The 13,135-nt window shown below is 69.6% G+C and carries 12 protein-coding genes; 5 read left to right on the top strand and 7 right to left on the bottom strand.

Translation table 11 applies throughout. The features are described 5' to 3' along the window. The first annotated feature begins 112 nt into the window (after positions 1 to 112). Positions 113 to 1,402, top strand: a complete 1,290-nt coding sequence (locus FGL98_RS02135; RefSeq protein ID WP_146315010.1) for a sensor histidine kinase — start codon at positions 113 to 115, stop codon at positions 1,400 to 1,402. A gap of 57 nt (positions 1,403 to 1,459) precedes the next feature. On the opposite strand, the gene FGL98_RS02130 is transcribed toward FGL98_RS02135, so the two are convergent. Beyond that, positions 1,460 to 2,272, bottom strand: coding sequence for an HAD family hydrolase (locus FGL98_RS02130; RefSeq protein ID WP_146315009.1), 813 nt, complete (start codon positions 2,270 to 2,272; stop codon positions 1,460 to 1,462). 238 nt (positions 2,273 to 2,510) lie between these two features. Between FGL98_RS02130 and FGL98_RS02125 the strand changes: the two genes are divergently transcribed. Then, positions 2,511 to 3,014: a PepSY domain-containing protein gene (locus FGL98_RS02125; RefSeq protein WP_146315008.1), complete on the top strand. Its 504-nt coding sequence runs from the start codon at positions 2,511 to 2,513 to the stop codon at positions 3,012 to 3,014. A 174-nt stretch (positions 3,015 to 3,188) separates the two neighbouring features. On the opposite strand, the gene FGL98_RS02120 is transcribed toward FGL98_RS02125, so the two are convergent. Continuing rightward, entirely contained in the window at positions 3,189 to 3,584 is a 396-nt protein-coding gene (locus FGL98_RS02120) for a hypothetical protein (RefSeq protein ID WP_146315007.1), read from the bottom strand. Between the two features lie 939 nt (positions 3,585 to 4,523). Here FGL98_RS02120 and FGL98_RS02115 point away from each other — a divergent pair. After that, positions 4,524 to 4,832, top strand: a complete 309-nt coding sequence (locus FGL98_RS02115) for a hypothetical protein (RefSeq protein ID WP_146315006.1) — start codon at positions 4,524 to 4,526, stop codon at positions 4,830 to 4,832. On the opposite strand, the gene FGL98_RS02110 is transcribed toward FGL98_RS02115, so the two are convergent. Beyond that, complete coding sequence (locus FGL98_RS02110; protein WP_246136328.1) at positions 4,772 to 6,028, bottom strand: RNA polymerase sigma factor; 1,257 nt, start codon at positions 6,026 to 6,028, stop codon at positions 4,772 to 4,774. The genes FGL98_RS02115 and FGL98_RS02110 overlap by 61 nt on opposite strands. Then, complete coding sequence (locus tag FGL98_RS02105; protein WP_146315005.1) at positions 6,016 to 6,387, bottom strand: YciI family protein; 372 nt, start codon at positions 6,385 to 6,387, stop codon at positions 6,016 to 6,018. Before FGL98_RS02105 ends, FGL98_RS02110 begins: the two co-directional genes overlap by 13 nt. Positions 6,388 to 6,504: 117 nt before the next feature. On the opposite strand from FGL98_RS02105, the gene FGL98_RS02100 reads away from it, so the two are divergent. Together FGL98_RS02100 and FGL98_RS02095 are read left to right on the top strand one after the other, a co-directional pair. Then, on the top strand, positions 6,505 to 7,350 hold the full coding sequence (locus tag FGL98_RS02100) for a DUF899 family protein (RefSeq protein ID WP_222431970.1): 846 nt from the start codon (positions 6,505 to 6,507) through the stop codon (positions 7,348 to 7,350). Beyond that, positions 7,347 to 7,742 carry a VOC family protein gene (locus FGL98_RS02095; RefSeq protein WP_146315004.1) on the top strand — a complete coding sequence of 132 codons (396 nt, stop codon included), beginning with the start codon at positions 7,347 to 7,349 and terminating at the stop codon, positions 7,740 to 7,742. The genes FGL98_RS02100 and FGL98_RS02095 overlap by 4 nt, the downstream gene beginning before the upstream one ends. Before the next feature lie 15 nt (positions 7,743 to 7,757). Here FGL98_RS02095 and FGL98_RS02090 read toward each other — a convergent pair whose 3' ends face one another. The 3 genes from FGL98_RS02090 to FGL98_RS02080 all read right to left on the bottom strand — a co-directional run bounded on the left by FGL98_RS02090 (position 7,758) and on the right by FGL98_RS02080 (position 13,103). Continuing rightward, a complete protein-coding gene (locus FGL98_RS02090; protein ID WP_342779932.1) occupies positions 7,758 to 8,684 on the bottom strand; it encodes an alpha/beta hydrolase in 927 nt (308 codons plus the stop codon). A gap of 103 nt (positions 8,685 to 8,787) precedes the next feature. Next, complete coding sequence (locus FGL98_RS02085; RefSeq protein ID WP_146315002.1) at positions 8,788 to 12,657, bottom strand: ABC transporter ATP-binding protein; 3,870 nt, start codon at positions 12,655 to 12,657, stop codon at positions 8,788 to 8,790. Beyond that, entirely contained in the window at positions 12,654 to 13,103 is a 450-nt protein-coding gene (locus FGL98_RS02080) for a MarR family winged helix-turn-helix transcriptional regulator (RefSeq protein WP_146315102.1), read from the bottom strand. The genes FGL98_RS02085 and FGL98_RS02080 overlap by 4 nt, the downstream gene beginning before the upstream one ends. Positions 13,104 to 13,135 lie beyond the last annotated feature (32 nt).

Raw genomic sequence — 13,135 nt, 5'->3', positions numbered from 1 at the left:
ACCGGACCCCTACTCGGCGCCCGCGATGCCCGCCCGTCGCGGGTCGTGGTGGTCACGCAGGTCGCTGCGGGCGAGGTTGACGGCCGCCGCGAGCGTGGTCATTACGGTCGGGATGGTCCTGGCCGCGGGACTGCTGGTGTGGCGGCTGCACAGCTCCCTGGTGGCGAACCTGGACGCGCGGGTGACCCAGCAGGCCCAGACGATCGCGGCCGACGCTGCGCGCGACAAGCTGCCACATACGATTCCGGGGTCCGGGGACTCGGCACCGACGGTGCAGGTGGTCGACGCCAGCGGGCACGTTGTGGCGGCCTCGGCGAACTTGGACCACCCCGGTGTGCGGATGTTTACCGTGGCCGGCCGCCCTCGGGGCACACGGGTGATCACCGTGACGAATGGTGCCGGTGATGCCGATGACGGCCCCTACCGGGTCGCAGTGCTGTCCGCCCACGGCCCAGGCGGGCCGGTCACGGTCTATGCGGGCCTGCCCACCGCCGGTGTTGAAGAGAGCATCGGTGAGCTGGGCACGGCGCTGACCGTCGGGGTTCCCTTCCTGGTGCTCGCCCTGGTCCTGGTGGGGTGGTTGCTGATTGGGCTGGCCCTACGCCCGGTCGAGGCGATCCGCCGGCAGGCCGCGGCTATTCCCGGCACCCAGCCCAGCGACCGGCTCGACTCCTCGGGTCCGCAGGACGAGCTGGGCCGACTGGCGGCGACCTTCAACGACCTGCTGGCCCGCATCGAGGAGGCCACCAGCCGACAGCGCCAGTTCGTCGCCGACGCGGCCCACGAGCTGCGCAGCCCGATCGCGGCGTTGCAGGCGCAGCTGGAGGTGGCCGCGCGCCACCCCGAGCTGGCCCGCGCGACAGCCACGACCGCAGGCATGCTCACCGACACCGAACGCCTCGCGCACCTGGTCGATGACCTGCTGGCCCTGGCGCGGCTGGACGCCAACCGCCGACTCCAGCGCCAGGTCGTCGACCTGGACGATCTGGTGCTCCAAGAGGTGCGTCGCGCTCAACGGCGTGGTGTCACGGTGCAGGCCGGGCAGGTATCGGCCGGGCAGGTGCTGGGCGACCCAGCGGGCCTGGACCGCGTCGTGCGCAACCTGCTGGACAACGCGGTACGGCACGCCGCCAGCGGCGTAACCGTTGCGTTGGGAGCCAAAGACGAGGTGGTCACCCTGATCGTCGCGGACGACGGACCGGGCATCGCGACGGCCGATCGGGAACGGATCTTCGAGCGCTTCACCCGCTTGGACGATGCTCGCAGCCGCGATGCCGGCGGCGCGGGTCTCGGCCTGGCCATCGTGCGCGACGTGGTGGCCGCCCATGGCGGGCAGGTGCGTATCCAGGACAATCACCCCGGCGCCCGATTCACCGTCACCCTGCCCGCCACGCCACCGTAGAACCGCGTCAGGTTCCGCCGGTCGTCCCGTCGCACCCCGAGGGTGAATGCGGTGGGGTCAGTGGCCGGCCAGGGGAAGTGCCCCGGCATCCCTCGGGTCGAGGGCGGCCTGGGGTCGGTGCCCGTGGGCGCCCAGTCGGCAGGCGCGAAAGTCGTAGACCGGCCACTGGTGGTGGCCGGCTACCCGACGCAGCCGACGGTCCGGGTTGACCGCGACCGGCTGCCCGATCGCGGTCAGCAGCGGCAGGTCGTTGACCGAGTCGCTGTAGGCGGCGCAGTCGCCCAGGTCCCAGCCCTGCTGCCGGGCGTGCTGCGTGACCGCTGCCGCCTTGGCTGCGCCGTGCAGCAGTGGTCCGTCCAACCGGCCGGTCCAGGCGCCCTGAAACTGCTGGGCCCGGGTGCCCAGTGCGCCGGACAGCCCCAGCCTGTCCGCGATCAGGGTGGCGAGCTCGACCGGCGCGGCAGTAGCCAGCCAGACCGGGGTGCCGACTTCCCGATGCGCGGCCAGCAACCGCACCGTTCCGGGCCACAGGCGCGGTGCGAGCACCCGGTCGTAGAGCTGCTCGACGCCGGTGAGCACCTCGGCGACCGGTAACCCGGCGGCCAGGGACAGGCCGCGCTGGTGCGCGGCCTGGACCAGCCGGGGGCATTCCCCGACCAGGCGGTAGGCCGCGTGCTGGGCGGCCAGCTGCACGAGGGCGGCCCGGCCGATCACGTGCTGCGCCGCCAGACCCCGGCCCACGTGAAACAGCGCCGAGCCCTTGATCAGCGTGTTGTCCAGATCGACGTAGACCGCCACCGGCTCCCGCCTCGCAGACATCACCGGCCTCCCACTGTCGACCTCGCACCGTGCCATCGCGTTGCTGTCCATGTCGTGCTCCTTCTCTGCGGCCGCCTCTCCGGTGGTCTCCACTACAGGTCGGCCCGGTACTGGTCACGATGGCGCGCTGCTGCTGTGCCACACCTGAACGCACTTGAGCCGGCTCTCAGGCGGCGCGACGAGAGGCCCGCTATGGATTTTGCTCAGGCGCACTCAGCGCCACCTCAGAGCGGGAAAGCAAGGCTGCACAGCACACCGGGTCATCCAGACCCTCAGGAAAGGACGGACCATGAAAACCCCCAGACTCCCCAAACGCCGGATCGTGATGCTGACCCTGCCTGTTACCGGCGCGGCCCTGCTCGGCGGCGCCGGGTGGGCCTCGGCGACCGGCCACGTCGGCGGCGACGCCGGTGACCACGTGGCGTACCACTCGTCGGTGACCACCAGAGCCACCGGCGACTCGGGCAACGAGGGCGCCGACGATCTCGCCCTGAGCAAGCTCGCCAAGGTCGACCTGGCCCAGGCCGCGCGGGCCGGGGCACACGCCATCCCCGGTGGCACCGTGACCGGGGTCGAACTCGCCAACGAGGGCGGCAACGTCGTCTACACGGTCAACGTCGCCACCGCCACGGCGCAGACCGAGGTGATCATCGATGCCGGCAACGGGCGCGTCCTCGCCCAGAACACGGAGCACGGCAACGACCACGCCGACCAGAGATCGGACGGCCAAGGCAGGACCAGCTCACCGCACACACCATCGGGTGCGGGCTCGCCCCGCAGCAACGGACGATAGGAGCACCGCTCCTCCTGGCCGGGCCGCCGTGAAGCCGAAGGAGAAGGAAGACCGGCACTGGTAGTCCCCCCGGATCTCAACGGTCCGAGGGGACTACCAGGTGGAACGGGGCCGGACCGCAGCACGCACGGGCTGGTCTGCCAACCGGGCAGCCTCGCTGCCGCACCCGCACGGCTACCTCGCCGACTTTGGGGAGGTATCCACGCGGATCGAGCGGACGATGAAGGTGGCGTCTTCGATGACGTATGCATGGTCGCCCGAGGGCAGGAGCACGCGCGTCAGGTGACCTCCACTGGGGCCTCGGTTGACTGAGAGTGCGGTGATTCCTCCGGCCGCGTTGATCGCAACCTTGGCCGCCCGCTCCGCGTCGCGGGCCCCGGCCGGCGGAGCGGTTGTGGGCGCCGCCGTTCCTGTCACGGTGGGCGTCATCACGGATGGAGCCGGTTCGGCCTGCGCCGTCCCGGTCCCCGCAGTGAGCACCGCGCTGGCCAGCACACCGCCTACGGCGAGAATCCGCCGCGGGTTTCCCACGCTGCTAGCCGACCGATTGTCCTTCTTGGCTTTCGGCATCCGCATCCTTTCGCTGCTACGAACTCTGATGGGCGAGACTGAGCATGTGGTTGGCCGCGGCTGAGAGAGGACTACGAGATCCCGCGGAAGGTGCGGTCAGGTCGGCGTGTCGTGGGGCGGATCGCCATCTTCCACCGTCAACCGACCCGGAACCGCTCCGCCGCACTGCTTCCCGATCGTGTGGATGTGCACCCGTTGGGGTGCCACCGGCCACGGATTCCTGGCTGCCGGGACGACTGGATCGCCGACCCGTTGGAGGAGTTTCGCCTGCCGCGGGGATCATGGGGCCACCGCCGCATGCCAGCGTCCGGTGAATGGTCGAACGGGCCAACTCCTGGCCCAGGCGCGACGTCAAAAAGCTGCTCGTATGTACCGAGCGTTGCGACTGAGCCATCGAAGTACCCATCGCGTCGACCAACGCGATCATCATTCCCGTCGGCTGCTGTCGCGGTTCGAATCCTGCCGCGGGCACTGGGGAGTCTCCACTTCCGGGAGTGGCCGGTAGGTCATCCGGCACTCCCGACGATGCGTGCGGTGGCATTCTCGCTACTGACGCGTTCGGAGTCTTCGCTAATTCGGGTCACGCAGGTCGCCGGGCGCAACCCCGAGCTCGTGCTCGAGGTCTGCGGGAGATGCAGTCGAGAGGTATGCCGTATCCGATTTGTGCCGATGCCGGCCGTCTGACACCTGCGCGTAGCAGTATGCGAGGACGAGTCGACGTCGCTCCTCGGCGTTGCGACAGATCCGATACCCGGCCTTCGCGGGTCGCGGTCGGACCCTGTCGCACGCCCTGGGCCGGCCAGCCGGACAGCTTGAGGTCCAGGACGATCAGATCAGCGACGGGGCGGTCGGGTTTGTGCACGCGGCCGCAATCCCCCGCCTCTTGGCCTTCGCCGCGGTCGCACGGAATCGGGCGGAGCTGCTGGCCGCCCCGAATGCGTGGCTGGACCTCCTGCGGGATGGCACTCCCAGCTCGAGCGTGCGGGCCACTTCCACACACCCGAAGAGCTCGAGGACGAGATCACCGCCGCCGGGTTCGCCGAGGTGAGCGTCGTCGGGCTCGAGCGGCCGGCCGAGCTGGCCCTGGAGGTCACCGGCGACCCGACCGACGACGACTACGCCGCAGCGATGCGGCTCGCGCGGGCGTTCGAGTCCTCCCCGACGACCCGAGACCTCAGCTCTGCTACCTACTCGCCACTGGACGCGTCTGACCGGGCCCGGGCGGCGTCGGCACGAGCCTGCAGATAGCGCTGTTCGGGAAGGCTTTTGGTGCGACGTGCGGCGCCGAGATACTCCTCGTGCGCACGCTTCGAGTCACCGACCTGGTCGAGCAGGTGCGCCCGCACGGCATGGACTCGGTAGTGCCCGTCGAGCGCCGGAGCGCGAGCCGCCTCGGCCAGCTCTGCCAGGGCCACCTCGGCCCCATGCACCATTGCCACGGCGACGATCCGGTTGAGGGTGACCATCGGCCCGGGTGCCAACAGCAGGTGGATGTCGTAGAGACCGAGGATCTGGGGCCAGTCGGTCTCGGCGACGCTGGCCGCCTCGTCGTGCACCGCGCTGATGGCGGCCTGCAGCTGAAACGGCCCAGGAGGAGCAGTCGCCAGGACGGGGGTCAGCAGTGCGACACCCTCGTCGATCGCCGCGCGGTTCCAGCGACTGCGGTCCTGCTCTGCCAGAGGGATCAGTCGGCGCTCGGCGTCAGTGCGGGCCGGCCGCCGGGCGTCGGTGAGCAGCATGAGCGCGAGCAGGCCGGCCACCTCGCCCTCGTGCGGCAGGCTGGCGTAGAGCTGGCGGGTCAACCGGATCGCCTCTGCGCAGAGCTCAACCCGGTGCAGCGCCGGGCCGGAGCTGGTGGTGGAGCCCTCGTTGAAGATCAGGTACAACACCTCCAGCACGGACGCCAGTCGTTCAGTGCGCTCATCCTCGCGAGGCTCCTCGAACCGTGCGCCGGCCGCCTTGATGCGCGCCTTGGCCCGGCTGATTCGCTGCCCGGCAGTGGCTTCCGGAATGAGGAGTGCACGCGCAATCTCGGCCGTCGTGAGGCCACCGACCGCACGCAGCGTCAGTGCCACCTGAGCCGGCCGGGTCAAGGCGGGGTGACAGCACAGAGTGAGCAGGGTCAGCGTGTCGTCAGCCTGCGGCACGGGAGCCGGATCGCCCAGCGACGTCAGCGCATACCGCTCCTCCCGGCCGCGGCGGGCCGCCTCATTGCGCCAGATCTCGACCAGCCGGCGCGACGCGACGGTGATCAGCCAACCGAGCGGATTGGCCGGCCAGCCGTCCCGCGGCCAGTCCCGCGCGGCCACTACCAATGCCTCCTGCACGGCATCCTCGCAGCTGTCGAACCCACCGTGCCGGCGCACGAGGATGCCCAGCGCCCGAGCCGACAGCTCGCGCAGCCGCAACTCGTCCGGCCCGTCCAGCTGGTTCAGACGTCCCACCCGCTCATGTCGAGCACCGGCCGCACCTCGACCAGCCCCCACACCGCGTCCGGGATCCGGGCGGCGACCTCGACGGCCCGCTTCTCACTGTCGACGTCGACCAGGTAGAAGCCGGCCAGGTGCTCCTTGACCTCGACAAACGGTCCGTCGCTGCTGACGGTCTGCCCATCTCGGGTGCGGACCCACGTGGCCAAGGACGGATCAGCCAGGCCCTCGGAGGCGACCAGCTCACCGGACGCCGCAAGGTCATCGGACAGTGCGAAATGCCCTCGACCGAAGTTTTCCCGTTCGGCCTCGCTGAGCGCTTCCCAGCGCTGCTGGAAGTGGGCGTTGCTGTGGATCAGGATCAGATACTTCATGGTTGCCTCCGTGGCTGCGAAACGGTTGTATGTCCAGGTGTCGAAACCGGCGCGCCAGTTTCGACACCCAGACATACAGCGCCTGCTCCAGCGGCGCACCTACCGGAGGCGATGATCATGCCCAACCCTACCGGCGCCGATGCCGGCATCCCCGCGATGTCGGCCGAACCCGGCACCACCCGCACGGCCGTCAGCCCGCCCGGCTCGCAACAACGGCTCGTCCTGCCACCAGCCGTGAGCCGGGCCTCCTGGTCCGCGGCCCGCGATGCCCTCCTGGACCGGGAGAAGGCGCACACCCGAGAGGGTGACGCGATCGCCGCCGAGCGACGGCGTCTACCGATGACGGCGGTCCCGTCGGCCACCGTCACCGGAGCCGCTGGACCGGTCCCGCTGGTGGACGTCTTCGAGGGTCGCCGGATGCTGATCGCCTACTTCCACATGTGGCACGACGGCGCCTCCCTCGCCGACCAGTGCGAAGGCTGCACCTTCTCCACCTGTCACATGCACACCCTGGACTACCTGCACGCACGCGATGTCACGTATGCGGTGTTCTCGCAGGGTGCCTACGAGGAGTCAGCCGAGTTCGCGGCGTTCATGGGCTACAACTGGCCGTGGTATTCCGCTCGCGACGCGACTGCACTGCTTGCCGGCCGCGGCTTCGGCTTCATTGCCTGCTACGTCCGTGACGACGAGGGCCAGGTGTTCGAGACCTACTGGACGACCGACCGCGGCACCGAGGCGCTGATGACCAGCTATCACGCCCTGGATCTGACCGTTTTCGGCCGACAGGAGCGCTGGGAGGCCTCCCCCGACGGCTGGCCACGCGTCCCGGCCGGCGAGCACCCGTGGCGCACTGCCGGCAGACCCGTGGCTCAATGGTCGCGGCTGCGCCAGATCCAACCCCATCCCGCTACCGAGACGGTCCGATCACAGCCCCTGACAGAAAGCGGTGCATCCGCATGAAGATGAAGCTGGAACTGATCCCCATCTCGGTCACCGATGTGGATCGCGCGAAGGCGTTCTACACCGACCAGCTCGGTTTCGTCGCGGACGTCGACGTGCAACCGATGCCGGGTATGCGGATCGTGCAGGTCACGCCGCCCGGCTCCGCATGCTCCATCGGGATGGGCACCGGCCTGCCGGTCTACGACGACGGCGTCCCGGGAGCCGTCAAGGGACTACACCTCGTCGTCGCGGACATCGAGCAGGCCCGTGCCGAGCTGGTGGGTCGCGGCGTCGAGGTCGGCACCATCGAAGATGTCGGCGGCGGAGTCAAATATGCGTCGCTCGCCGACCCGGACGGAAACACCCTGACGCTGCAGGAGATGGCCTGGCGCACCGGCGACAAGTTCTGACGCGCGCAGGGCGGGTCAGTCGCGGCGCAGGTGCTCTCGGATCCAGGAAACCACGTCGGCAGTGACCTCATCGCGGTTCGTCTCGTTGAGCAGCTCGTGCCGTGCTCCCGGATAGAGCGTCGTCGTCACGTCGCGCACGCCGGCCCGTTCTAGCTGTGCCGCAACGGCTCTCACGCCCTTGCCATTGTCGCCGACCGGGTCCTTGTCACCCGAGATGAGCAGCACCGGTAGGTCATTCGGCACCTTGGCGACCTCGTCGTCCCGTTGCAGATGCGCGAGTCCACCCAGCAGGTCGGAGAAGAACCCATCGGAGAACACCGCGCCGCACTGCAGGTCGGCCACGTACTTGTCGACCTCGGCGGGATCACGCGACAGCCAGTCAAAGTCGGTCCGCTTCGGCTTGAACTGCGCGTTGTACTGCCCGAAGGTCAGCTTGTTCATCAGGTTGCTGGGGTGCTTGCGGCCACGAATCCGTCCCTCGAGTGACGCAACTACTCCACCGACCTTGCCGAGCATTCCGGGGTCGCCGGCGGTGCCGCACACCACGAGGGCGGCCAGCTCACTGCCGTGCCGGATCGCATACTCCCGCACCATGAACGACCCCATGCTGTGGCCGAAGAGCACCAGCGGCAGCCCGGGGTGCTCCTCTCGGGCGTGCTGCGCGACGGTTGAAAGATCCTCCACGACCTTGTCCCAACCGCCCCTGTCGGCGAAATAGCCCGCATCGACGCCCGCGGCGGTCAGGCCGTGACCGCGATGGTCATCGGCATACACGACATAGCCGACATCGGTGAGCGCCTTCGCGAATCGCTCGTAGCGCCCGGCGTGCTCGGCCATCCCGTGCGCCAGCTGCACGATCGCCGTCGGCGGCCCGTCGGGCAACCACCGGTAGACCTGCAGCTGCGTGCCGTCGTGGGTCTCGAGCGGGAACGTGGTCGTCATCAGGCCTCCGGGAGCAGATCATCTCGTCAGTGCCACCATAGGGTGCCCGAGCGCCGCCTCCTAGGCCCTGGTCGGCAAAACCGTGTTCGCGTCGTCGCAGGGACTACTTCTCGCCGGCCGACTCGAAGGCCTGCCACATCGCGGCATACCGCCCGCCCACAGCCAGCAGCTCCTGGTGCGAGCCGGATTCGGCGACCTGCCCGCGGTGCAGCACCACGATCCGATCGGCGGCCCGCGCGGTCGGCAGGCGGTGCGCGATCAACACGGTCGTCCGCTGCCCACTCACCCGGTGCATGGCGGACACCACCTGCGCCTCGGTCACCAGGTCCAGATTCGCGGTCGCCTCGTCCAGCAGCAGGATCGCAGGGTCGACCAGCTCGGCCCGAGCCAGGGCGATCAGCTGACGTTGCCCGGCGGACAACGAGCGACCGCGCTCGCTGATCGGGTGGTGATAGCCACCGGGCAGCGCGGAGATGAAGTCGTGCGCGCCCACTGACCGCGCCGCCGCCTCGACCGCGGCATCACTGGCCTCCGGCCGGCCATACGCGACGTTGTCGCGGACGGTGCCGGTGAAGAGGAACATCTCCTGCGGCACATAGCCGAGCTGACGGTGAAAAGCGTCCCGGTCCAGCTGCCGAAGGTCCATGCCGTCGACGCTCACCCGTCCGCTGCCCGGGTCATAGAACCGCGCCAGCATCTTCATCACCGTCGACTTCCCGGCGCCGGTCTCCCCCACCAGCGCAATCGTCTGACCGGTGGCGACGCGGATGTCGATGCCGCGCAAGGCCTCCGGCGGCGCCGCCGACATGGGTGCGACCGGCACGTGCGCGTCCTGAGGTCCGCGCCGGGTGCGGGTCAGCTCGACGACCGGGTAGGTGAAGTGCACTCCCGCCACCTCGACCTCGCCGTCCAGCCGGCTCGGCTCGATCGGACGTTCGGCCTGGGGTGTCAGCGTCTCCAGGCGCATCAGCTCGGCGATGCGATCGACGGACACCCGGGTCTGCTGCCAGGCGTCGAAGACCTGGGACAGCTGCTGGATCGGTGAGAAGAACATGTTGATGTAGAGCAGGAACGCGATCAGTGCGCCGGTGGTCAGGTGCCCATGCTCGATCAGTGTCGCGCCGAGCCCGAGCACGACGACATCGGCGACTGCCGACAGCAGCTGGACGAAGGGGAAGTAGGTCGCGACGAGCCGCTGAGCGGCCACCCGGGACTCGAGGTAGTCGCGGCCCAACCGCTGGAACCGCTGGGCGGTCAGCTCCTCGTGGGCGAATGCCTGCGACTCCCGGATGCCCGACAGGCTCTCCTGGAAGTCGGCGTTCACGATGGCGATGCGCTCGCGCGCCACCGTATAGAGGCTGGCGGCCCGACGGCGGAACGCGATCGTCGCAAAGACCAAGGGGATCACGACGCTCAGCGTGGCCAGACCCAGCGGCAGGTCGAGCACGAGCAGCGCGGCGCCTACTCCGACGAAGGTCACCGCCGCAACCAGCGCATTCAGCAGCCCGTTCTCGACCAGATTCTCGAACGAGTCGACGTCCGTGGTCATCCGGGTCATGATCCGACCGGCCATCTCGCGCTCGTAGTAGTCCAGGGACATGCGCTGCAGCTGCGCCCAGATGCGCACTCGCAGGGACAGCATGAGTCGCTCGGCCACCCGTCCGACCACGAACGTCTCGGCTGCGCCGTTGACCGCGGCGATAAGCGTCGCGCCCAGGAAGATCAGCGTGGCGATCATCAGCACGTGGCCGGACCCCGCGACCACCCCGTCATCCACGCCGACCTTCACCAGTGCTGGTCCGGCCAGCCCTGCGACAGCGTCAAGCACAACGAAAACCAGTGCCAGTAACAGCGGTCGACGAAACTCGCGCAAAAGGCGCCGCAGCGAGAAGTCACGGTCTTGCCGCGACTCCACCCCGACGTCGACGGTCGGGAAGTCGCGGACTCTTGGCAGTGAGTCGACCCGCGCGAGCAGGTCCGGAGTCGGGGCCAGCGCGAGCCGCCAACCACCCCCGCCGCCACCGAGGCCGCCACCGAGGCCTGGCGCGTTCAGCGGTCGCACGTTGCCGGTCGGCTCCGGGGTTGCGGCCTGCCGGGTCCACGCGGCGTCGGTGCGTCCCTGGGCGGTCAGCTGGGCAAGCGTCTCGATACGGCCGTCGACCCGGCCGGTGGGTTCGACGTCCAGCCCGGACACCAGCTCCCGGTAGCGCCGGCTGCGCTGCATCAGCTCCTCGTGGGTGCCGGTCTCGGTGGTCCGTCCCTGCTCGACCAGCACCACCCGGTCGGCCAGGCGCAGCGTCGAAACGCGGTGCGCCACCAGCAGGGTGGTCCGCTCGGTGAGGACCTGCCGCAGTCCGCCCAGGATCCGCTCCTCGGTGCCCGCATCCACCGCGCTGGTGGCGTCGTCCAGCACCAGCACCGCCGGGTCGGCAAGGACCGCGCGGGCCAACGCGATCCGCTGTCGCTGCCCACCGGACAGGGTCATCCCCCGCTCCCCGATCGGGGTGTCATAACCCTGGGGAAGGGCGCTGATGAACTCGTCCGCACAGGCGACCCGTGCCGCTTCGGCCACCTCGTCGACGGAGGCGCCGGGCCGGCCATACGCGATGTTGGCGCCGACGGTGTCGGAGAAGAGGAAGCTGTCCTCGAAGGCGTAGGCGATCTGGCTGCGCAGGTCGGGCAGCCGGACAGTGCGCACATCCACCCCGTCGACCAGCACTGTGCCGCGCTGTGGGTCATGGAAGCGGGAGAGCATCAACGCCGCCGTGGACTTGCCGCTCCCGCTGGCCCCGACGAGCGCGACCCGCTCACCCGGACTCACGTGCAGGCTGAAGCCGTCGAGGACGCGGTGTTCGGCCGGCTCTCCCTGGGGATGCCCGGGCTCGGCGTACCCGAAGGTGACGTCCTGCCAGGAGAGCTCGCCGGACAGCACGCCGAGCGATGCCCCATCGGCCGGGTCCGTGATCGTCGGCTCGGTCTCCAGCAGCTGGAAGATCCGCTCGACACCGGCGCGGGCCTGCTGCCCGATCGTCAGGATGCCGGCAAGCTGTCGGGCCGGCGCGACGAACGCGGCGACGTAGGTCGAGAAGGCCAAGAAGGTGCCGATGCTCAGCGCTCCGTGCAGCGCCATCGCGCCACCGACGGCGAGGACCGCGACCTGTCCGAGGACCGGCACCGCCTCCATCAGCGGCTGGTATCGGGCCTGCAGCCGAACCGCGCGCATCCGGGAGCCGTAGAGACGCTCGGATGCCTGGACGATTCGTTGCAGCTCGCGATGCTCCTGGCCGAATGCCTTGACCACGCGGACGCCGGTGACGTCCTCGTCGACGATCTGTGCCACGTCCCCCTCACGCTGCTGGCCGTCCCAGCTCGCGGGAAAGACCTTGGTGCGCATTCGGTAGGACACGATCAGCAGGGCGGGGGCAACCACCATCGCGACGAGCGCGAGCAGCGGCGACAGGATGAACATCACGACCAGTGACAGCACCATCAGCAGGGCGTTGCCGCTGACGATGGGAAAGAAGCCAAGCAGTGCCTGCACGAGCGTCGAGTCGGAGTTGGCACGGGCCACCAGCTGGCCGGTCGGCATGGTGCCCAAGGTCGTCAGGTCCATCTGCTGCAGGTGGTCGTGCATCCGGTTGCGCAGGTCCCACTGCACGCTCAGCGACACCCTGCCACCGCGATAGCGCCGCACGTAGGAGCAGCCGAAGGCGGCGAGCGCGACCACGGCGAGCAGAGTCAGCCACGGCCAGAGCGGTGAGGTGCGCGCGATGATGACCTTGTCGACGATCTCGCGGGCGATGAGCGGGACCGCGACCTGCAGCAGGCCGCCCACGATCGCTGCACCGAAGGCCAGAGCAGCGTCGCGGCGATGCTGCAAGACGCAACTGAGCAGGCGGCGCACCCAACCGACGTCCGGGCTGCCCGCGGTCGTTCCGCCACGCAGCGTGGTCAACTGGTCGGTCGCGGTCACCGCCGCGTGCCCGTGGTCAGCGGTTCGTCGGACACCTGTGCGGCCGCCTCGATCGCCGCACCGAGGCGGGCAATCCCCACGATCAGCCCGGCCGGGTCGTCGGCGAATCCGGCCAGTGTGCGCAGCTCGGCGCTCATCCCGGCCTCGGCGGCGAGTAGCGCGGCCCCGCCCTCGTCGGTCAAGGTCAGGGTCACGGCACGCAGGTCATCGGGCACGGCGCCGCGGCGCAGCATTCCCTTGTGGCACAGAGCGTCGACAAGGCCGCTGACGGCCGGCTTGCCCAGCGCAAGGCGGTTCGCCAGTCGGGACGCTCGGCTGGTGCCTTCGGCAACTGCGGACAGGACGCGATACTGCGCGAGCGTCAAGTCACCCGCCGCACGCTCCATCAGCCGGGCGGCCCGTGTCAAGGCACGCACTGCGTCGATCTCGAGAAGGTGGGACTCCATGGTCACGGCCCCAGCCTACGCTCGCTAGTTCG

This window comes from Leekyejoonella antrihumi, from assembly GCF_007845645.1.
Taxonomy (GTDB): domain Bacteria; phylum Actinomycetota; class Actinomycetes; order Actinomycetales; family Dermatophilaceae; genus Leekyejoonella; species Leekyejoonella antrihumi.
Note: the sequence above shows the minus strand (reverse complement) of the source record. Positions and strands in the feature narration are given on the sequence as shown.